The following is a 22,760-nucleotide window of genomic DNA, read 5'->3' on the forward strand; positions in this document are numbered from 1 at the left end:
TTTTTAAGTCAATTCTTCTCTGTGATTCGACTTAGTTTAGTATTTCAGTTTTATATTTAAATTTTATGTGTCCATGACCACACATAGCAATTTTTAGGTGCCCACATGGAAATCAAGGTTAATTATCTCGACAATCTTCGTCAAGAAGCCAAGTTCGATGATTTTACCGTCATCGCCGATCAACCGATTCGTTATAAAGGCGATGGTTCTGCACCTGGTCCATTTGACTATTTTCTTGCATCTTCAGCTCTATGCGCTGCGTACTTTGTCAAAGTGTATTGTGCTGCACGTGATATTCCGACAGATAATATCCGTTTATCACAAAATAATATTGTTGATCCTGAAAACCGCTACAAACAAATTTTTAAAATTCAAGTTGAATTACCGTCTGATATTTCGGATAAAGATCGCCAAGGCATTTTGCGTTCAATTGACCGTTGCACGGTTAAAAAAGTCATTCAAAATCAACCTGAATTTGTCATCGAAGAAGTCGAAAGCATTGATGCTGATGCACAAGCTTTGCTCATGCCTGATTTAGCTAAAGAAAATACGACTTATATTCCAGGTAAAGATCTGCCTTTAGAAGAAACCATTGCCAATATGTCTGGGATCTTGGCAGGTTTGGGTATGAAGATTGAAATTGCGTCATGGCGTAATATCGTGCCGAATGTTTGGTCTTTACATATTCGTGATGCACAATCGCCGATGTGTTTTACCAATGGTAAAGGCTCAACTAAAGAAAGTGCTTTGGCTTCAGCCCTGGGTGAGTTCATTGAGCGTTTAAACTGTAATTTCTTCTATAACGATCAGTTTTGGGGTGAAGACATTGCCAATGCTGAATTTGTGCATTATCCCGATGAAAAGTGGTTTAAGCCAGGTAAAAAAGGGGCTTTACCGAAAGAAATTTTAGATGAATATACTTTAGAAATTTATAACCCTGACAATGAGTTACTTGGTACGCATTTATACGATACCAACTCAGGCAATACTGAACGTGGTATTTGCTCATTACCATTTGTCCGTCAATCTGATGGTGAAACGGTGTATTTCCCTTCAAACCTGATTGAAAATTTATATCTTTCTAATGGTATGAGTGCAGGCAATACTTTGGCAGAAGCCCAAGTACAATGTTTATCTGAAATTTTTGAACGTGCTGTAAAACGTGAAATTTTAGAAGGTGAAATTGCGCTACCTGACGTACCTGAGCATGTACTGGCAAAATATCCAAAAATTGTCGAAGGCATTAAAGGCTTAGAAGAGCAAGGTTTCCCTGTATTGGTTAAAGATGCATCATTGGGCGGTGAATTCCCTGTGATGTGTGTAACACTCATGAATCCACGTACAGGTGGTGTATTTGCATCTTTTGGTGCGCATCCAAAACTGGAAGTTGCACTTGAACGTAGTTTAACTGAGTTGTTACAAGGTCGTAGTTTTGAAGGTTTGAATGATTTACCAAAACCGACATTTAGCTCAAATGCTGTGACTGAACCAAATAACTATGTAGAACATTTTATTGATTCAAGCGGTGTAGTGTCTTGGCGTTTCTTTAGCTCAAAATCTGATTATGAATTTGTGGAATGGGATTTCACTGGCAATGGCGATAATGAAGCAGAAGCTGCGACGCTATTCGGCATTTTGGAAGAAATGGGCAAAGAAGTGTATATGGCGGTGTATCAGCATTTAGGTGCAACTGCTTGTCGTATCATTGTGCCTGATTATTCTGAAATTTATTTGGTTGAAGATTTGATTTGGGACAATACCAATAAAGCTTTGTTATTCCGCGAAGATATTTTAAATATACATCGTTTGAATGATGAACAATTAGAGGCATTGGTCGAACGTCTGGAAGAAGTCGAAGTCGATGATTACACCGATATCGTGACCTTGATTGGGATTGAATTTGATGACAATACCGTTTGGGGACAATTGACTATTCTTGAATTGAAATTGTTGATTTACATTGCATTACAGCAATTTGAAGAAGCCAAAGATTTGGTTGAGCAATTCTTGCAATACAATACCAATACGGTTGAACGTGGTTTGTTCTATCAATGTATGAATGTCATGCTTGAAGTTGAACTTGATGATGATATGGATTTGGATGATTATGAAACCAATTTCCGTCGTATGTTCGGTGATGAACGAATGGATGCTGTGATTGGTTCATTGGAAGGTAGCATTCGTTTCTACGGTTTGACTGAAACCAGTATGAAGCTTGAAGGTTTAGACCGTCATTTACGTTTAATTGATAGCTATAAGAAATTGCATCATGCGAGAGCTAAAGCTGTAGGTTTAGCTGGCTAAGATTTTGAATGAGTATTGTTCATTCAAATGCTCATCTTAGAAATAAAGAAACCTAATCAATTGATTAGGTTTCTTTATTTTAATACCGTACCGTTTCCAAGATCATGTCATTCTTTTAAATTCGGATCGCCTTTTTTTAGAAAATAACCAATCATCAATTTTTGAATCCAAGTGCCATACGGCGGATAGAACAATTGCGTAGGGAAGAAACGATGACGTTTGAGTACTGTTTTCGCATGTGAAAGTTCTCTAAAACCCTCAACGCCATGATAAGTTCCCATACCTGAATTTCCAATGCCACCAAACGGCGCATCATGATTCACCACATGCCACCCCCAATCATTCACCGTTACACCGCCTGAATGGGTATTTTTTAAAATAAAATCTAATTCGCTTGAATCATGGCTAAAACAGTACAGTGCTAAAGGTCTTTCATGCGCTTTGATATATTGAATCGCATCATCCAGAGAATCATAGGCAATAATTGGTAAGACTGGACCAAACAGCTCTTCTTGTAAGATTCGCATATCTGCGGTGCAATTCAGTACCATTTGAACAGGAACTCTACGTCCAGTTTGAGTTGAATCATATTCTGCACAGCTAATAATTTGAGCACCTTTGTCTTTGGCATCAGCCAGAATAGATTGAATCCTTTGAAAATGGCGTTCATTGATGATTGATGTATAGTCGGTATTTTCCTGAATATTATCACCAAACATTGCCTGAAAATTGGCTTTACACGCATTAACAAATTCATCGACGTTTTGTTTCGGTACTAAAGCATAGTCAGGTGATACACAAATTTGTCCTGCATTGGTCGTTTTACCGTGAATAATACGTTTGGCGGCTTCAGCGATTGGATAATTTTGCGTAACAAGTGCAGGAGATTTTCCACCTAATTCTAAAGTCACAGGTGTAAGATTTTCAGATGCTGTACGCATCACAATATGTCCGACAGCGGGCGACCCTGTAAAGATAATATGGTTAAACGGTAAAGAGGTGAATTCCGATGGATTGCTAATTTCTTCGCCAAATACAGCCACTTCATTTTCATCAAAAATTTCAGCGAGCATCTTACGAACAACAGCATTGGTTTTTGGTGTAAATTCAGAAAGCTTCATCATCACACGATTACCCGCAGCCAATGCAGCGGCTAGAGGCCCTAGCGCCAAATAAACAGGGAAGTTCCATGGCACAATCACGCCAACAATCCCTTTGGGTTGATACTGAACTTGTAGACTATTGGTCATAAACAATAATTCAGTATGGCGCTTACTTGGTTTCATCCAACGTTTGACATGGCTGATTGCATGCGATGTTTCTAAGAGTGAGCCCATAAGATCAGTAATCTTTGACTCATCGACAGAACGCATCCCAAAATCTTGATTAATCGCTGTCGCAATAACATCTTGATAACGGATAATTTGTTGCTTCAGTTGCTTTAACTTATTTTGACGGTAGCTTGCATCTGGGTAGGGAAATGCATCAAATGCAATGCGTTGCTGATTAAATATCTGTTGTAAGTGATTGGATGAGATGCTATTTTCTTGACCATTCCCATGGTTTTGTAGAGGAAGTCCCATTCTGCTTAATCCCTTTGTTTGTTTTCTAAGTTGAGTTTGCTCTTCATTGATACTAATACTTTAGCGGTAGAGGAAGCAAATATATCGAAATAGGACGCTAACGTTCTAATATAAAACTAGATAGGTTTTGCGTTCTACAGTCACCGCATCAAAATTAAGATGTATTGGAGATAGAAATATAAACGGATGCGATCATTCTGGCGGGATATTAAAAGTATTTAAGTGAGTACAAATTAGAGCCAACGGGATGAGCAAGAGAATATTTTGTCTATATCTCAATCTAAAAAGCCAAATGAAATTAACATTTGGCTTTTTGCATTTTTGATTCAAAATGTATTGATTATGAATTACTGAACTTTTGCAGGGAAACCATCTTCTGCTAAAGCTACAGTAATTTGATCAGTACTTGCAGTGGTATCTACAGTGACAATTTTGCTTGCCAAATCTACTTCAACTTTAGCATTGGCATCTACATCTTGAATGGTTGCAGTTACACCACGTGCACAACCGCCACAGGTCATATTTTCGATCAATAATTTCATTTTCATTCTCCAAGAGAAGTATCGTTTAGAGCAAGTCTAAACCTTAACATGGTGGTAAGGTCAAGACTTAAAATCTATTTAAAAAATCGCTTGACCTTACCATGATGTCAATCTGTATGCTTAAAACAGAATTTTAAATGGGAGGTCGAATATGAGCTCGCAACAGACTACAGCATCACAATATCAGGAAACATTGTCGATTGAGGGGATGACATGTGCTTCATGTGTTGGGCGTGTTGAAAAAGCTTTGAAAAAAGTTGAGGGTGTAGAAACTGCAAATGTGAATCTTGCAACTGAAAAAGCAGTGATCAGCTCATCAAAACCCTTAAATCGTGAAGATCTGATTAAAGCTGTTGAACGTGCAGGTTATGATGTAGCTGCAAGCCCCGTCATTGAACTGACGATTGAAGGAATGACGTGTGCATCGTGTGTAGCACGTGTTGAAAAAGCACTGAAAAAAGTTGAAGGTGTACAACAAGCCAATGTCAACTTGGCGACTGAGCAAGCATGGATTCAAGCAGATGCTAATGTCAGTAGTGAACGCTTAATTCAAGCGGTTCAAAAAGCAGGTTATGATGCCAAACTTGTTCCCAGTAATAAAACGGAACAACAAGATAAAAAAGCCAATGAATTACAAGAGTTAAAACGTGACTTAATCATTTCACTGGTTTTGGCTTTACCTGTTTTTATATTGGAAATGGGTTCTCACATGATTCCTGCATTTCACATGTGGGTTATGCATAATATTGGGCAATATCAAAGTTGGTTGATTCAGTTTGTACTGACAACTTTAGTATTGATCTTCCCTGGGCGTAGATTTTATCAAAAAGGTATTCCTGCACTATTACGCTTTGCACCTGATATGAACTCGTTGGTGGCAGTAGGGACGTTCGCTGCTTATAGCTTTTCATTAGTCGCAACCTTTTTACCGCAAGTTTTACCAAAAGGTACGGTGCATGTTTATTATGAAGCAGCCGCGGTTATCATCAGCTTAATTCTGCTTGGACGTTATTTTGAAGCCAAAGCCAAAGGACGTACTTCCCAAGCCATTCAACATCTCATCGGTATGCAGCCCAAAACTGCCCGTATTCACCAGAACGGACAGATTTTAGAAGTCCCAATTTCAGATGTGACAAGTGATAGTATTGTCGAAATTCGCCCAGGTGAGCGTGTGCCTGTAGATGGTGAAGTGGTCGAAGGACATAGTTATATTGATGAATCTATGATTACGGGTGAGCCGATTCCTGTTGAAAAAGCTGTAGGTCAATCCGTGGTTGGTGGCACGATTAACCAAAATGGCACATTGAATATCCGTGCGACTGCGATAGGTGAATCATCTGTTTTAGCACAAATCATTCGTATGGTTGAGCAAGCGCAAGGTTCAAAACTACCGATACAAGCCGTAGTGGATAAAGTCACCATGTGGTTTGTTCCTGTGGTGATGGGCTTGGCTCTGCTAACGTTCTTTGTTTGGCTATTTTTTGGTCCTGATCCTGCGTTGACCTTTGGTTTGGTGAATGCAGTTGCGGTATTGATTATTGCCTGTCCGTGTGCAATGGGTTTAGCAACACCAACTTCCATCATGGTGGGTACAGGTCGTGGTGCGGAAATGGGCGTGCTGTTCCGTAAAGGCGAAGCATTACAACTTTTACAAGATGTACAAGTCGTTGCTGTGGATAAAACAGGAACATTAACTGAAGGTAAACCAACTTTAACTGATTTTCAGGTGATGGATGGCTTTGAACGCGAGCAAGTTTTGCAAATTGTCGCATCAGTTGAAGCTAAGTCTGAGCATCCAATTGCATTGGCAATTGTAGAGGCAGCACAACAGGAAAATATCAGTTTCTTGCCTGTGACAGCTTTTGATTCAGTAACAGGTTCAGGAATTCAAGCTGAAGTTGCAGGGCAAGCGGTACAAATCGGTGCTGACCGTTATATGCATGAGATTGGTGTAAATGTCAGTGCATTTGAAGCCGAAGCTGCACGCTTGGGGAATGATGGTAAAACCCCAATTTATGTGGCAATTGGGCAAAAGCTTGCGGCTATTGTTGCTGTCGCTGACCCGATTAAAGAATCAACCTATGCTGCGATCGAAGCACTACATCAACTTGGTTTAAAAGTGGCAATGATCACAGGTGATAACCGTCATACTGCTCAAGCCATTGCCAAAAAGTTAAAGATTGATCAAGTCGAAGCTGAAATTCTGCCTGATGGTAAAGTCGATGTGGTTAAACAACTACAGCAAAAATATGGTCGTGTGGCATTTGTGGGTGATGGGATCAATGATGCGCCTGCATTAGCACAAGCTGATGTTGGTATTGCCATCGGTACAGGTACCGATGTGGCGATGGAAGCTGCTGAAGTGGTGCTGATGTCAGGTAATATGCAAGGTGTTCCGAATGCAATTGCACTCAGTAAAGCGACGATTCGTAATATTCACCAGAATCTATTTTGGGCATTTATTTATAATATTGCGTTGATTCCGATTGCCGCAGGGATTTTATATCCAAGCTTTGGTATTTTACTGTCACCAATCTTTGCCGCAGGTGCGATGGCATTATCTTCAGTATTTGTCTTGGGTAATGCTTTACGTTTAAAATATTTTCATGCAATCAAATTTGACGCATAAAAATTCGTATTTTCAGGGTTTAAGTCATCTGATTTAAACCTTGGAAATCAATCAGGAGCTGAATATGAATATCGGTCAAGTGTCTAAGCAGTCTGGCATTTCCAATAAAATGATTCGCTATTATGAGCAAATCGGTTTGTTGGATGCTGCAAAACGTGCGACTTCAGGTTATCGAGTTTATTCAGAGCAAGATTTAAAAACTTTAAATTTTATTCGTCATGCACGTGATCTAGGTTTTTCTTCTGAGCAGATGAAAGAATTGCTGTCTTTGTGGAAAAATAACGAACGTCAAAGTGCTGAAGTAAAACAACTGACCTTACAGCATATTCAAGTCTTGAATGATAAAATTGCACAATTACAAGCAATGGTTGATTTGCTACAACATTCTGCGAACTGTTGTTCTGGTAATGATCAGGCGGATTGTGCGATTTTAAAAAATATTGAGTTGGGTAGTGTAGAGAAAAGTTAAGCTAGAGTATTTTTGTCCTATGTTTTTTCTACATATTTAAAAAATCTGAAGCATTTTACTTCAGATTTTTTGATTTCAATTCACTTTATATACAGTCGAATTTTTTCCATTCATATTTTTACCTTTAAAATGAATAAGTTTTGAACCTAATAAATGAACCATTAATCCAAACATCACCACGCTTGAGCCTAACCATTGCCATATATTTAAGTGTTCATCTAAAAATAAATAAGCAAAGATCAAGCTAATTACAGGAACCCACAAAGACAAGGGACTAATTTTAGCAACAGGATATTTAGCCAATAAATAAACCCATAAACCATAACCAATAATCGTGGCAAAATAGGCTAAAAAAGCTGCTGCTGTTAAGCCTTGCCAAGATATATTGAGCAAATCATGCTGTACACCATGCCATCCTTGTTGCTGAACTGCTAAAAGTAAAAACCACAGAGGTGTGAGAATATTGCCCCAAACAACTAAGCCGATGGGATTAATTTTCCCAATCCGTTTCACTACAATATTACCAAAAGCCCAAGCCAGTGCGGAACATAATACTAAGAGCAGTCCGATCAGGGGAATATTTGTATGCTGCTGCCCAAAAGCGATAATGAATAGTCCAATTGCTGCAATTAGGATTGCAAGCCATTGATTCCATTTAACTTGTTCATTTAAAAATAAAAAAGCAATGACAACGGTAAAAAACGCTTGTGATTGAACCACCAAGGCCACTAAGGAAGTGGGCATTCCAGTATGGATAGCACTGAACATAAATGCAAATTGAGCAAAATTGCTAACGATGCCGTAGAGCAATAACCATTTCCAAGAGGTTTTAGGGATTTTAACCAATAAAATTGCAGGAAAAATAACCATCAAAAAACGTAGGAAACCGAGCAACATCGGACTAAGATCATTTACACCGAGTTTCATAAAAAAGAAATTGATGCCCCAAATAAAAATAACAGCAAAAGCTGCTAGCTTATCTTTTAATAGCATAGAAAAATTCCTAAGAGGTATGCGGTCATCGGTGAAATGACCGCAGAATGTAAACGAATGATTAGGCTTTGTTTGATGGAGAGGTCGTGAGAAAGGCTTCTGAATACTTACGGCGTAAACGAGTGAGTTCGATATAATCTTTGATTAGGAAAATATTGAATAAAATACCTAAACTAGCTAATCCGAACCAAAATGCTTTTTGTAAGTTAGGAATAAAAGCCATTGCGACTAAAATACAGATCATGCCCAAGATTGCGACATAGCTGAGATAAGGAAAGCACCACATTTTAATTTTTAAACGTTCAGGTGCTGTACGTTCAAGATCACGGCGTAGACGAATCTGTGAAAGTGCGATCAGAATATAAACAAATAATGCAACTGTACCGTAGGATTCAACAAGGAAAGGAAAGACGCCATCAGGTGAAAAATACGAAGCTAAAATAGAAATATAGCCAAATAATGTACTGAATAAAATGGCACGAATTGGAACTCCATTTTTAGATAACTTGGTCAAACTGCGTGGCGCATCTCCATTTTTGGTCAATGCAAATAACATACGGCTTGCAGCATATACACCTGAGTTTAAACAACTTAAGACAGCAACTAAAATCACAGCATTCATAATGCCAGCAATATAAGGAATATCTAAAACCTTTAATGCACTGATATAAGGCGTTGCCATATCTGGGCTATTCCAAGGAACAATACATACAACTAAAAATATGGAGCAAATATAGAAAATTAATACACGTGTAATCACAGATTGGGTTGCTTTTGCTACCGATTTTTCAGGATCTTGTGTTTCAGCAGCAGCAATAGTGACAATTTCAGCACCAAAATAAAAGGCTGTTGCGGCAACTGCACCTGATAAAACAGGACCCCAACCATTTGGCATAAAGCCACCATGACTCAGCATTTCGCCAAAGCCATTGGCTTGGTGATCAGGCCAAAACCCTATGAGATATAAGCCACACAGAAAAATAAACACCACGATGGCAGCAACTTTGATAGATGAAAACCAAAATTCGAACTCTCCAAAAGACTTCACGGAAAATAAATTTGTTGCAGTTAATAACACAAGAAGAACTAGACTAATGATCCAACTCGGTACATCTGGTATCCAATATGCCATGAGCTTTGCACCCACAATGGCTTCAAGAGCGATGACGATGACCCAAAAGTACCAATACATCCAACCTGTCATAAAACCAGCCAAGCGTGATAAAAAAGGTGAGTCTTTAAATGCATAACGAGCATATGCATAAAAAGAGCCTGTTGCAGGGGATGCAGTCGCCAACTCACCCAACATTCGCATCACTAAAATGATGAGTATGCCTGTAATCAAAAAAGATAAAATAGCTGCTGGACCAGCAGATTGAATTACAACGGAGCTGCCTACAAATAGCCCCATACCAATCACCCCGCCCAATGCCATCATTTGTACATGGCGAGGTTTTAAACCACTTTTCAGTGAATGTTCAGAATGATCCATGCTATACCACTCCTGTAATTGTATTGATAATTCATTCAGTTAGAAGTTGTTAATAAAAGCCTAAAATGTTTCATGTGCTGTTTTACAAAATCTCATCTTGTAGGTAATACCAACGATAGAGCAAAGCTTGCCCCATACGGCGAAAAGGGCTAAATAGATGTGATGGCAGTGCAGTACGATAAATTGGTAAATCGAATTGCTTACGTTGAATACCCATGACACGCTCTGCTAAACGTTTTCCTGCCATTGCTGAAAATGACACGCCATTACCACCATAACCGATGGCGTAATAGATTGTTTCATCAGGATTTGGTTGTACAATGCGAGGCATCATGTCATGACTCACATCCACCCAACCCCACCATGAATATGCAATAGGTATTCCACGTAGACTTGGAAACTTACGATATAGTCCTTCTTTTAAACGTTCTAAATGAATCGGATTATGCGCATCTGCACCTGTAAGTGCACTACGACTACCACATTGCACAGAACCATCAGGCAATAAACGGTAATAATGACGTAAGGTTCGAGTGTCTGTAATAAACGTTGTACTGTGTAATCCAGCGTCTTTGAGTTCCTGTGCTGTTAATGGACGAGTGACGATCGAATTGGATAAGATCGGCATAATTTTTCCCGTCAAACTTTGATGTAAACCATTGGGGGTGTAGCCACCTGTCGCAACAGCAACACGCTTTGCTTTTACAATGCCTTGTGGTGTTCTCAGATAGTGCACACCATTGCGTGTTTCCCAATCCAATACAGGGCTAGAGGTATGTACTTTGGCACCTGCTGCACGTGCACGTTTAAGATAACCAAAAGCAAGTTTAAGCGGATGTACTCCCACACCTTCAGGTTCAAATAATGCGCCAACCGCTTCTTGGTCATTCACAAATTCTTCTTGCAGAGCTTGTTGTGATAGCATGCGGGTGTTATAGCCAAAGACATTTTTCATCACTTTGGCTTCATTTTCTAAAAATGGAATTTTCTTACGGCGATGTGCTGTATATAAATGTCCTTTATCTTGAGCATCACAGTCGATACTTGAGGCTAAGCTTTTAAAATACTCAAATCCATCTCGAATTTCTGCATCTAATTGTTTTGCAGTATCAAGCCCCCACTTCTGAATCCATTGTGAACGATAGAGCCGTCCAGAAGCATTCTGACCTTGTCCACCATTACGACTGGTACAGCCCCATGCACTTCTATTGGCTTCAAGTACCAGTGGAGCAGCGCCATGTTCTTCTGCTAAGGCAAGCGCCGTTGCAAGACCTGTAAAGCCTCCGCCGATGATGACGATATCCGCCTCAGTATCCGTTAAAATAGGACCATCATCTTCAGGAGGAGTCCCTGCTGTAGCCACCCAATAAGTGGGTGCATAGTTTTCATTACCTGTTAAGATTTTATCAGTAAGTGGGTCGAAATTTGGATTGTAGTCTTTCAATATTTGCTGTTGCTGTAATACATGTCCATGCAGTGAAAAACTTTCGTTTTGCATAGAAGAGGGTGATATTAATTTTTTATTCATCGTCTTCATTCCTTAGTTGTAAAATTTTTCTTTTGCACAGGGCGATTTTTTCTAAAGGCATTTTTGATCAAAATTTTATCGTCTTTAAATGTGAAAACATCAACCATATTTGCTTCAATCAAACCACCATCTGGTGCTGTTGCCACAAACGTTGTTTCAGAAATCCCACGTTGCTGATCTGCGCTGAGCCAATGTTGCCCATTCAACCATTGCGCATCAGGAAAGCTGGTAAATGTTTTACTAAATGCTTCACGAACGGCTGTAAAACCTGAAATACGTTGTCCATAAACATCATCACCAGCAACTGTTTCAAAAATACAATCCTCATGCATACATGCCATAAGTGTCTCTACATCATGTTCATTCCATGCTTTTGAAAATTTTTTGAGCAATGCCAATCGTTGATTATTTTCCATGAGTTTCCCTTAGTCTTTTGCTGAAATATTGAAGTGATTACAATGTAGATAAACTTTAAAAATAGGCGTAGACCCAGTGACCTACTTTTAATAGAACCAGATATTTAGTCTCATTTAATTGATTTTTATATATTTTTATTATTGTGTTTGGCATGTTTAATGCATATTTCTTTTTTATTTTTAAATTTTAGTTGATTAAGGCTTTTTTATAAATTATTGCACTATTCAGGTGAAATATACTTATAAGTGCTCAAATATGGGGATTTTGAGAATGACGCATCTCAATATGATACCGATGACTTGGTCTCGTTTATATCAAGAAACCATAGACCTTGGCTTAAATTTACAAGGCAGAGTTTGCCGTATGATTTTTACTGCGATTAGTACAGGATTTTTAAAAATAGGTGAGCCTGTGCCATCGAGCCGTTTTTTTGCTGAACATTTGGGAATTGCACGTAATACAGTGATTATTGCATTTCAACAATTGGTGACGGAAAATATTTTAGAGTCACGACACCGTAGTGGACATTTTGTACATTTTGACTGTCATATACTGTATCAAACTCAGCAACTCAATGCGCTAAATCCTAATAAACAATATGATTGGTCAAAACGTCTCTCTAAAAAACTATCCCAACAAAATAATTTAATTAAGCCTTTGGATTGGGAAAATTATCCATTTCCGTTTATCTATGGACAACATGATCCAGAAAATTTTCCTGCTGCTGCATGGAGAGAATGTTCTCTCAAAGCCTTAGCAACAAAAAATGCATCATTATGGGCACAAGATTTAACACAACAGGGCGATGATATGCATTTAATTCAAGCAATACGACAGCATATTTTACCTACTCGAGGCATATTTGCCGATGAAAATGAAATATTACTTACTGTTGGTAGTCAGCATGCTTTGTATATGATCGCTGATCTTTTATGTCATCCTGATGCTGTAGTAGGTATAGAAAATCCATGTTATCCAGATGCTTATAATATTTTTTCGATGCGTACTAGTAATATTCGAGCATTAGATATCGATCAAGACGGAATTCATCCAGAACAGATCCAAGGATGTAACTATGTGTATCTTACCCCCAGTCGACATTGTCCAACTGGAATCTCAATGTCAGCACAACGTCGTACAGAACTGCTTGAATTGGCTGAAAAATACGACAGTATTATTATAGAAGATGAATATGATGCACAAATTTCTGTGCAAAAAAATATGTTGCCCTCGCTCAAAAGCCTAGATCATTGTGGTCGTGTAATTTATGTGGGGAGTCTATCTAAGCCACTCGCGCCAGGATTACGTTTAGGTTATATCGTTGCAAATACGGAATTGATAAAGGAATTACGTTTTTTAAGACGATTAATGCTCAGACATCCAAATCTGTTCACCCAACGTGTTTTTGCATTTTTTATTGAGATGGGGTATTACCACAGTATGTTACGCCGTCAACATGAAGCTCATTTAGCGCGCACATCGCTTTTGATTAAAACTTTAAACGAACATTTCCCAGAGTGGATTGTAAATTCTGCCAATGGTGGCTCATCCTGTTGGGTCAATACTCGAAATATCAATACACAATCATTGGCTCAACAGGTAAAGGAGCAAGGCGTATTTATCGAAACAGGTCAAGCCTTTTTTATCAATTCAACAATAGATCATTTGTGCTATTTAAGAATGGGGGTTGGTTCTATTGAACAAAGTAAAATTGAAGAGGGTATACAGCGTATTGCACAATGTGTAGCGAAGTTTAAATCTACAAAGCTATCTACATAATTAAGATAAGTATTATTTTCAATTGCTTATTGTTAATTATACGCGAGTATTTTCTAGGTTTTTTCAATATTTATTTTTATATAGTTCTCATTAACTTATACAAAGTGAATTTTACTCAGTTTCACCTTAGATTAAATCATTTTTATTCATGTTGGGTTTCAAGTATAAATATCTGCATTGAAAGAATTTAGATTTATTTTAGAAATTAGGTGGTATTTCCCATGAGCCAAAAATTTGCATGTTCTCTTAAACGTATCCGTTTTGATGAAAACTATCTTCCAGCAGACAGCACACGTCTAACGACAAATTTTGCCAATTTAGCACGTGGCGAACATCGTGAAGAAAACTTGCGTAGAACTTTGGCGATGATTAATAACCGCTTTAATACTTTGGCGAGTTGCGATAATCCAAATGCGGATCGTTATTCACTTGAAATTGATATTATCTCTGCGGAATTAGACGTAGAGGGTAATGGTCAAACTTTCCCATTTATTGAAATGTTGAAAAGCACCATTACCGATCATAAAACCAATGAACGTTTTGAAGGTATGATCGGCAACAGCTTTTCTTCTTATGTCCGTGATTATGACTTTAGTGTGCTATTACCTAACTTAGGTTGTAAAACTAATGAAAAACCAGAAGATTTTGGTGACTTACACGGTAAACTTTATCAACATTTAGTGAATTCAGACGTGTTTAAAGCTGAGTTTAAAAAACAACCTGTAATTTGCCTAAGTGTCTCAACATCTAAAACATATTACCGCACTGCAAATGTACATCCTGTACTTGGTGTGGAATATAAAAATGATGAATATTCACGTACTGATGATTATTTTGCAAAAATGGGTTTAAGCGTTCGTTATTTCAAACCTGAAAATGCAACTGCACCGTTGGCATTCTATTCTGCAAATAACTTGCTTACTGACTATACCGATTTTGAATTAATCAGTGCGATCAGCACCATGGAAAGTTTCCAGAAAATCTACCGTCCTGAAATTTACAATACTAATTCAGTCGCAGGTTTGGTCTATCAACCGAGTTTGAATTATCAAGATTTCTCGTTGACTCGCGTTGTATATGACCGTGTTGAACGTGGTCAATTGGCAGTAAAACAGGGCAAATGGACTGAAGAAAACTTCATTCAGCCTTATAAAAACATTCTGAATGAATGGGCTGCTCACTTTGTGGCAAAGACAGCACAGCAAGAAAACGCTGCAGCGTAACCACAGCTTAATTTTAATATTGGATTTCTTGCATATTATTTAGTTCAACTTTTTGATTTGTATTGGAAGTTCCCTCTCCTTTAAAAGGAGAGGGTTAGGGAGAGGATTTATATGAACCCTCATCCTCTTGCGGAGTTACCTCCTCATCTCTGAGCCATATATGGTGCAAGAGAAGGAACTACAGGTATATTTTCAATAATCGTGGTTGTTTAAATATTTAGTTCTTTTGAGCTTATGCATGAATCCTACGTTTTTTAGATGAATTTAAAGATAGAAGATTAAAGATGACTCAACGTATATTACCTACATCTACAGCAGGCAGTTTACCAAAACCTTCATGGCTTGCAGAGCCTGAAAAACTTTGGTCGCCGTGGAAATTGCAAGATCAAGAACTTGTAGATGGTAAATTGGATGCACTACGTTTGTCATTACATGAGCAACAACAAGCGGGCATTGATATTGTTAGTGATGGTGAACAAACCCGTCAGCATTTCGTCACCACATTTATTGAGCATTTAGACGGTGTGGATTTTGAAAAACGTGAAACAGTAAAAATCCGTGATCGCTATGATGCAAGTGTACCATCAGTTGTTGGTGCTGTATCCCGTCAAAAGCCTGTATTTGTTGAAGATGCTAAATTCTTACGCTCATTGACAGATCAACCGATTAAATGGGCATTGCCTGGTCCAATGACCATGATTGATACTTTGTATGATGGTCATTATAAAAGTCGTGAAAAATTGGCTTGGGAATTTGCTAAAATCTTAAACCAAGAAGCGCGTGAACTTGAAGCGGCAGGTGTAGACATTATCCAATTTGATGAGCCTGCATTTAACGTGTTCTTCGATGAAGTGAATGACTGGGGTGTTGCAACTTTAGAACGTGCGCTTGAAGGTTTGAAATGTGAAACTGCGGTACACATTTGCTACGGCTATGGCATCAAAGCCAACACCGACTGGAAAAAGACTTTAGGTTCAGAATGGCGTCAATACGAAGAGGCATTCCCGAAACTACAACAATCTAAAATCGATATCGTATCACTTGAATGTCAAAACTCACGTGTACCGATGGACCTGATTGAGCTAATTCGTGGTAAAAAAGTTATGGTGGGTGCAATCGATGTTGCAAGCAATGTGATTGAAACACCTGAACAGGTTGCAGATACATTACGTAAAGCTTTACAGTTTGTCGATGCAGATAAACTTTATCCTTCAACCAACTGTGGTATGGCACCACTTGGACGTGAAGTTGCACGTGGTAAATTGAAAGCCCTCAGTGCAGGCGCAGAAATTATCCGTCAGGAATTAACTCGTTAATCCGACATTTAAATCATATCCAAAGTTCCTTTTTCTATAAAGAAGAGGGAACTTCCGATACACAGTTAGATCTAAACAGCACAGTATTTCAGAATTTTATTCAAATATAGCGTTTTAGGCGAATAGGAACACGGTCATGGTTGATGCAACAGACTTTAAAAATGCAATGTCTTCGTTAACGAGTGCGGTCAATGTTGTGACCACCGTTGGCGAATCTGGTTTTCATGGCTTTACAGCCTCTGCTGTATGCAGTGTAACTGACACACCACCGACACTATTGGTCTGTATGAATAAATCATCACGTTCTCATACGCATTTTGTTGAAAATAAAGTTTTGACTGTGAATGTCTTAGGTGCTCAACATGAGCAACTTTCCAATGCATTTGCATCGTCTAAACTCAGTTCAGATGAGCGTTTCGCACTTGGAGAATGGTCTGAGCTTGAAACAGGTTCACCTGTGTTGGCTGATGCTTTGGTGAGTTTTGATTGTAAAATTTCAGATATTCAGGAAGTGGGAACACATACCATTTTTATCTGTCCAATTGTTGCGATCCAAAAGAACCAAGAAGATCAAGCTTTGGTTTATTTTAACCGTGCTTATCATCAGGTTGGTGAAACAGAAATCGCTTAAATCCAGGGTGTGTCATTCGGCCATGTATTTTCAAATCATATACGCTGTGTGTGCAGACCCTAACGCTCCAAAATTTTATTCCCTCAATCTATAAAGTCAGTAATCCGTGGAACTCATCATTTTTTTAATCATCGGCGCATTTGCAGGATTTGCAGCTGGGCTGTTTGGCGTGGGTGGTGGTACCATCATTGTCCCGCTTCTATATATCGTCTTTAGCCAAATGGGCTATGATCCTGATGTTGTCATGCATCTGGCATTGGGTACTTCACTTGCAACGATCATTGTCACTTCAATCAGCTCGTTTATGGCACATCAAAAGAAAGATGGCATTATCTGGTCGGTATTTAGAAATCTGGCACCAGGTATGGCATTGGGCTGTTTCTTTGGAGCAGGGATTGCAGGTTGGTTATCTGGGCTTCATTTGCAAATGATTGTTGGCGTATTCTTACTTTGGGTAGCGTACACCATGTTTATGGGCTCGAAAAAGGTCGTTGATAATACTAAAACATTACCATCGACACCGGCACAAATTGGGGCAGGAGCGGGGATTGGTATTGCTTCTGCAATCTTTGGTATCGGTGGTGGGAGTATCACTGTGCCATATCTCACCCATTATGGCGTGGTCATGCAAAAAGCAGTCGGAACATCGGCTGCATGTGGATTGCCGATTGCGATAGCCGGTGCTTTAGGGTTCATGCTTTTTGGGATGAATGCACAAGTGAGTGTGCCAAATACCATTGGTTATATTCATGTTTATGCATTTTTAGGCATCAGTATTATGAGTTTCTTTACTGCAAAATTTGGTGCAAAAGCTGCACATGCTTTATCACCTGCGATGCTGAAAAAATGTTTTGCGGTTTTATTGCTCTGTGTAGGCAGTTTCTTTTTGGTGAAAGGCTTTCTCTAAATAGACAGAATAAAATCAGTTGTAAAAATAAAACCTACATCATGTAGGTTTTATTTAATGGTTAAAGCTGTGAATTTAATCTTTTGAAATATAAAATATTTAGCAAATTAATAACAACCGATATTCACCGTCATTTTCAATTGGGGCACGATGCACACAAGGTAAAACTTGTTGGGTTGGATGATCAACAGCCAATTTCCAAAGATGTCCTAAACCTAAATTGGTCGGTTTAGCTTCTGGCTTTGCCTGATAATGTAAATCAAAAAAATATTCAGCTAAGAAATCTTCAAAACCAGCTTCAACACCGTCATAAAGCTCTTTTAATTTTGCTCTAATTTCTGGGATTAAAACTTTTTGTTGAACTTGATCATTGGGCAAAATATCACTGGATGCGCCGTAATAGGTACATAGAAAAGTGTCTGTTTCAATTGGTGATCGGTCAACGTGATATGAATAAACATCCGTTGAAATAAAGTCAAATTCATCATCACGCTCATAGCATTTCAATAAATTTAGGCTAGGTGAAGCACCAAAATTAGATAGTTGTTGTATATCGTTTAAAATAGTTGCTCTAGCTAATTGTCCATGTTCTGAAAGACTAAGTGCTAATAAATCTTCTGTAGAAACTTCTGTAATATTTTCTTTTAATTCTAGTTTATTCACAATTTCTTTAAAATCACCCAGTAAATTTCGTGACCAACAAATCGCGTTCATTTCGTCATGAAATTTTGAATTTATAAGTTGTGAAAATGTTGAAACCACACTTACTTGTTTGTTGCTAGAAATTGTATTTGCCATATCAAAAGATTAAAACATCAGTCGTATCGTATTATATACGTGAAGCAATGCATTCGTTATTTGATATATGAATAAAATCATAATTCAATCGCTTCTTGAACTTATCAATCACATTTTAGATCATTTCCAAAATTATAATATTCAATAAATTTTACGCAAATTTTACGCCAAATACTCAGGTGAGAATAGAGAGTTTACGGGCATCTTTCACATACTTAGACATGGAATATCCCAATGTTTAGGATGAAAAAGATGAGCGCTAAATCCATAGTGCATCTACCAGTACAGCATCCAAAATTATGCTTTGTACCACAATTTAAAAATCATAGCGATTGCAGATTTTCTCCTTTAGATCATACAAAATCAGGAGAAATATCATGCTAGAGTTTATTTTACTTTTAGCCTTTGTGATCATTTTGGCTTATCCCTTGGGTAAATATCTTGCCGCAGTGATGCGCAATGAACAGATGAAAATTGATCCACTGTTTAATTGGATTGAAAAACCCATTTATGCTGTTTTAGGTACAAATCCAAAACGAGGTATGAATGTCAAAACCTATACTTTGAGTTTTGTGATGAGTTGTATGGTGATTGGGTTGATCACTTGGGTGCTGTTTATGGTTCAAGCCAGTTTACCACTGAACCCAAACCATGCACCAAATATGTCATGGGATTTGGCATTACATACCATGATTTCATTTTTAACCAATACCAACCAACAACACTATTCAGGACAGGCACAATTGTCCTATTTATCTCAAATGGTAGGTATTGTTGGTTTGCAGATCATTACTCCGATGATGGGGTTGGCAATGGTCGTTGCTACAGTTCGAGCATTATTTTATAAACAATCGAATGCATTATCTGAAAATGACCAACAAGCAAGTTTTAATAATAAAGTGCAACAGATCAATGTAGGGAATTACTGGGCAGATGTGATTCGTCCGACATTTCGTTTTCTCATTCCGTTATGCATGATTTGGTCATTATTGCTCACAAGTCAAGGGGTACCATCTACCTTTCAAGCTGGACCAGAAGTTCAAGTTATCGACCAAACCAGTGAATTAAAAACTCAAAAAATTCCTTTAGGCCCAGTTGCACCAATGGTGGCGATTAAACAATTGGGAAGTAATGGTGGCGGTTGGTATGGACCAAACAGCACAGTTCCTTTAGAAAATCCAACGCCATTGTCTAATTTCTTAGAAATGATGGCAATTCTGTTGATTCCTGTTTCAGTCATATTCATGTTGGGCTTTTTTACCCAACGTGCCAAATTTGCAGGTTTTGTCTTTGCTTCGATGCTGTTGATGTCAGTTATTTCTGCAAGCAGTGCGATTTGGTCAGAAAGTTTATCTTCAACCTCAACCTTACTTTCAGCAATGGAAGGGAAAGAAGTTCGTTTGGGTGAAACATCTTCTGCGATTTGGGCAGCCATCACCACACAAGTGAATAATGGTTCAGTCAATATGATGCATGATTCTTCTGCGCCACTGACTGGATTGATTGAATTGTCAAATATGTTGATCAATGCAATTTGGGGCGGGATTGGCTGCGGTTTACAGCAATTTATGATCTATCTATTTTTAGCCGTTTTCATTGCAGGCTTAATGACAGGTCATACTCCTGAGTTATTTGGCCGAAAAATCGAAGCTGGTGAAATCAAATTACTGGCTGTGGTGATTTTGATTCAGCCCATCACTATTCTTGGCTTAAGTTCGATTGCATTGTTTTTTCCTGAATTGACAGGAAATAGTAATCCGCAATATCACGGCATTTCGCAAATTTTATATGAATATGTTTCTGCATTTGCCAACAATGGTTCAGGTTTTGAGGGCTTATCTGACAATACCGTATGGTGGAATGTCAGCTGTGCAATTGCTTTACTCCTTGGACGTTTCCCGACGCTCATTATTCCATTATGGATCGCAACACGTTTGGCAGCCAAACGCCAAGCACCTGAAAGTAGCGGGAGCTTAAAAGTCGAAACACCAACATTTGCACTGACCTTGATCGCAATCGTGGTGATGTTGACTTTATTACAATTTATGCCAGTGCTTGTCTTGGGACCAATTGCTGATCAGTTGTTATTGGTACAAGGTTAAGGGTGAATACAATGAATCATTCAAATCAATCTTCTCAAAACAGCATCGCTTCAACTTTATTGCAAAGTGAAGCATGGAAAAATGCCTTCATTAAATTGTTACCACAACATGTGATGAAAAACCCAGTCATGGCTATTGTGTGGTTGGGAACAATCATTACTTTGGTTAGTACCTTGATGGGTTATGCAAGTTTGGTTTTTGGCTTGTTAGTGACCTTAGTTTTGTTTATCACCGTTTTATTCGCTAACTATGCAGAAGCAGTTGCAGAGGCGAAAGGTCGTGGACAAGCATCGTCCTTACGTCAAGCACGTCAAAATTTAACAGCACGACGCTTAACTTCTCAAAATGATACTGAAGGTACTCAAATTCCTGCAACTTCTTTAAAAATGAATGATTTGATTGAAGTTCGTGCAGGAGAATTGATTCCTGCCGATGGTGAAATTATTCAAGGCTTTGCCACAATCAATGAAGCAGCAGTAACAGGTGAGTCCGCCCCCGTACTTCGTGAAGCAGGAACGGATAAATCAGGGGTGATTGGCGGCACAAAAGTATTGACAGATCGCATCATCGTGCAAGTGACTGCTGAATCAGGCAATAGTTTTCTTGATCGTATGATTGCCTTGGTTGAAGGTTCAAATCGCCAAAAAACACCCAATGAAATTGCTTTGGGGATTTTACTTACCGTGATGACTGTGACTTTTATTGTTGTTGTCGTGAGTTTGCCTTTTATTGGTCATTTCTTAGATATTGAAATCAATCCAATTCTATTGGTGGCGCTATTGGTGTGTTTAATTCCAACTACGATTGGCGGTTTATTACCTGCGATTGGTATTGCAGGGATGAATCGTGCTTTAAAAGCCAATGTGATTGCTAAATCAGGTAAGGCGGTGGAAGTTGCAGGCGATGTAGATGTATTACTGCTCGATAAAACAGGAACAATTACTTATGGCGATCGTCAAGCAACCGCATTTTATCCAGTGACAGGTGTAACTGAGGCAGAATTACGTCAGGCCGCTGTATTGACATCATTGGCAGATCCCACACCAGAAGGTAAGTCCGTTGTTGCTTTGGCAAAAGATCAAGGTGAACGGATTATTGAACCTACCCAAGCTGAGTTTATTGCGTTTAATGCGGCAACGCGAATTTCAGGTGTGAACTTGTCAGATGGGCATCAGATCCGTAAAGGTGCTTTGGATGCCATTTTAAAATTTACATCACAACATATTGAACATCATGCTGAATTAAAAACCCGTGTTGAACAAGTGGCCTCTAAAGGTGCGACACCGCTTGTGGTTGCAAAAGATCAAAATATTCTCGGTGTGATTGAACTTTCAGATGTAATTAAACAAGGCATCAAAGAAAAGTTTGCTCGCTTACGTGAAATGGGAATTAAAACCGTCATGGTGACAGGCGATAATCCTTTGACTGCGGCTGCAATTGCAGCTGAAGCAGGTGTGGATGATTATATTGCCGAAGCAAAACCTGAAGATAAATTAAGCTGTATACGTACTGAACAGAATAAAGGGCATTTGGTGGCAATGGTGGGTGATGGTACCAATGATGCACCTGCTTTAGCACAGGCGGATATCGGTTTAGCGATGAACTCAGGGACGCAAGCCGCAAAAGAAGCAGGCAATATGGTGGATTTGGATTCTGACCCAACCAAATTATTGGCTGTGGTTGAAATCGGCAAACAACAATTGATTACACGTGGCGCATTGACCACATTCTCTTTGGCCAATGATGTATCCAAATACTTCGCTATTCTGCCAGCTTTATTCGTGGCAGCGATTCCTCAAATGCATGTGCTGAATGTTATGCAATTGGGAAGTCCAGAAAGTGCGATTCTTTCAGCATTGATTTTTAACGCGATTATTATCCCGATGCTTATTCCAATTGCACTGCGTGGTGTGAAATTTAAACCTTCAACATCTACACAATTATTGCGCCGTAATATGTTGATTTATGGGGTTGGTGGGGTCGTATTACCATTCGTAGCGATCAAAGCGATTGATCTTCTGATTAGTCCACTCTTGTCACTTTAATT

17 protein-coding genes are annotated in these 22,760 nt (G+C 38.7%); 10 read left to right on the forward strand and 7 right to left on the reverse strand.

Annotated features, from left to right (window positions below; genetic code table 11):
• The first annotated feature begins 105 nt into the window (after window positions 1-105).
• The gene (locus tag EXE10_RS13505; RefSeq protein WP_130113715.1) at window positions 106-2,304 is read left to right on the forward strand and encodes an OsmC domain/YcaO domain-containing protein; all 2,199 of its coding nucleotides are present in this window, start codon (window positions 106-108) and stop codon (window positions 2,302-2,304) included.
• A 107-nt stretch (window positions 2,305-2,411) separates the two neighbouring features.
• On the opposite strand, the gene EXE10_RS13510 is transcribed toward EXE10_RS13505, so the two are convergent.
• Window positions 2,412-3,887: a coniferyl aldehyde dehydrogenase gene (locus tag EXE10_RS13510; protein WP_130113716.1), complete on the reverse strand. Its 1,476-nt coding sequence runs from the start codon at window positions 3,885-3,887 to the stop codon at window positions 2,412-2,414.
• Between the two features lie 347 nt (window positions 3,888-4,234).
• Entirely contained in the window at window positions 4,235-4,435 is a 201-nt protein-coding gene (locus EXE10_RS13515) for a heavy-metal-associated domain-containing protein (RefSeq protein WP_130113717.1), read from the reverse strand.
• 145 nt (window positions 4,436-4,580) lie between these two features.
• On the opposite strand from EXE10_RS13515, the gene EXE10_RS13520 reads away from it, so the two are divergent.
• Both EXE10_RS13520 and cueR read left to right on the forward strand, forming a co-directional pair.
• Window positions 4,581-7,058 carry a heavy metal translocating P-type ATPase gene (locus tag EXE10_RS13520; protein WP_130113718.1) on the forward strand — a complete coding sequence of 826 codons (2,478 nt, stop codon included), beginning with the start codon at window positions 4,581-4,583 and terminating at the stop codon, window positions 7,056-7,058.
• A gap of 64 nt (window positions 7,059-7,122) precedes the next feature.
• On the forward strand, window positions 7,123-7,527 hold the full coding sequence (gene cueR, locus EXE10_RS13525; protein WP_068975939.1) for a Cu(I)-responsive transcriptional regulator: 405 nt from the start codon (window positions 7,123-7,125) through the stop codon (window positions 7,525-7,527).
• Between the two features lie 75 nt (window positions 7,528-7,602).
• On the opposite strand, the gene EXE10_RS13530 is transcribed toward cueR, so the two are convergent.
• From EXE10_RS13530 to EXE10_RS13545, 4 genes are all read right to left on the reverse strand, one after another.
• Window positions 7,603-8,520 carry an EamA family transporter gene (locus tag EXE10_RS13530; protein ID WP_130113719.1) on the reverse strand — a complete coding sequence of 306 codons (918 nt, stop codon included), beginning with the start codon at window positions 8,518-8,520 and terminating at the stop codon, window positions 7,603-7,605.
• A gap of 61 nt (window positions 8,521-8,581) precedes the next feature.
• Entirely contained in the window at window positions 8,582-10,012 is a 1,431-nt protein-coding gene (locus EXE10_RS13535) for an amino acid permease (protein ID WP_130113720.1), read from the reverse strand.
• Window positions 10,013-10,094: 82 nt separating this feature from the next.
• Complete coding sequence (locus tag EXE10_RS13540) at window positions 10,095-11,510, reverse strand: NAD(P)/FAD-dependent oxidoreductase (RefSeq protein ID WP_068975942.1); 1,416 nt, start codon at window positions 11,508-11,510, stop codon at window positions 10,095-10,097.
• A gap of 35 nt (window positions 11,511-11,545) precedes the next feature.
• Window positions 11,546-11,956, reverse strand: a complete 411-nt coding sequence (locus EXE10_RS13545) for a nuclear transport factor 2 family protein (protein ID WP_068975943.1) — start codon at window positions 11,954-11,956, stop codon at window positions 11,546-11,548.
• A gap of 271 nt (window positions 11,957-12,227) precedes the next feature.
• Between EXE10_RS13545 and EXE10_RS13550 the strand changes: the two genes are divergently transcribed.
• The 5 genes from EXE10_RS13550 to EXE10_RS13570 all read left to right on the forward strand — a co-directional run bounded on the left by EXE10_RS13550 (window position 12,228) and on the right by EXE10_RS13570 (window position 17,813).
• The gene (locus EXE10_RS13550; protein ID WP_111858472.1) at window positions 12,228-13,736 is read left to right on the forward strand and encodes a PLP-dependent aminotransferase family protein; all 1,509 of its coding nucleotides are present in this window, start codon (window positions 12,228-12,230) and stop codon (window positions 13,734-13,736) included.
• Window positions 13,737-13,957: 221 nt separating this feature from the next.
• Complete coding sequence (locus EXE10_RS13555; protein WP_130113721.1) at window positions 13,958-14,959, forward strand: putative oxygenase MesX; 1,002 nt, start codon at window positions 13,958-13,960, stop codon at window positions 14,957-14,959.
• Window positions 14,960-15,243: 284 nt separating this feature from the next.
• Window positions 15,244-16,275, forward strand: a complete 1,032-nt coding sequence (locus EXE10_RS13560; protein ID WP_130113722.1) for a methionine synthase — start codon at window positions 15,244-15,246, stop codon at window positions 16,273-16,275.
• Window positions 16,276-16,411: 136 nt separating this feature from the next.
• Window positions 16,412-16,906, forward strand: a complete 495-nt coding sequence (locus tag EXE10_RS13565; RefSeq protein ID WP_087512480.1) for a flavin reductase — start codon at window positions 16,412-16,414, stop codon at window positions 16,904-16,906.
• Window positions 16,907-17,012: 106 nt separating this feature from the next.
• Window positions 17,013-17,813, forward strand: coding sequence for a sulfite exporter TauE/SafE family protein (locus tag EXE10_RS13570; RefSeq protein WP_130113723.1), 801 nt, complete (start codon window positions 17,013-17,015; stop codon window positions 17,811-17,813).
• 99 nt (window positions 17,814-17,912) lie between these two features.
• Here the strand turns inward: EXE10_RS13570 and EXE10_RS13575 are convergent, their stop codons facing one another.
• Entirely contained in the window at window positions 17,913-18,611 is a 699-nt protein-coding gene (locus EXE10_RS13575; RefSeq protein WP_130113724.1) for a DUF1826 domain-containing protein, read from the reverse strand.
• Between the two features lie 377 nt (window positions 18,612-18,988).
• Between EXE10_RS13575 and kdpA the strand changes: the two genes are divergently transcribed.
• Window positions 18,989-20,713, forward strand: coding sequence for a potassium-transporting ATPase subunit KdpA (gene kdpA / locus EXE10_RS13580; RefSeq protein WP_130113725.1), 1,725 nt, complete (start codon window positions 18,989-18,991; stop codon window positions 20,711-20,713).
• 11 nt (window positions 20,714-20,724) lie between these two features.
• Window positions 20,725-22,758, forward strand: coding sequence for a potassium-transporting ATPase subunit KdpB (gene kdpB, locus EXE10_RS13585; protein ID WP_130113726.1), 2,034 nt, complete (start codon window positions 20,725-20,727; stop codon window positions 22,756-22,758).
• Window positions 22,759-22,760 lie beyond the last annotated feature (2 nt).

Source organism: Acinetobacter sp. WCHAc060033, from assembly GCF_004209125.1.
Taxonomy (GTDB): domain Bacteria; phylum Pseudomonadota; class Gammaproteobacteria; order Pseudomonadales; family Moraxellaceae; genus Acinetobacter; species Acinetobacter wuhouensis.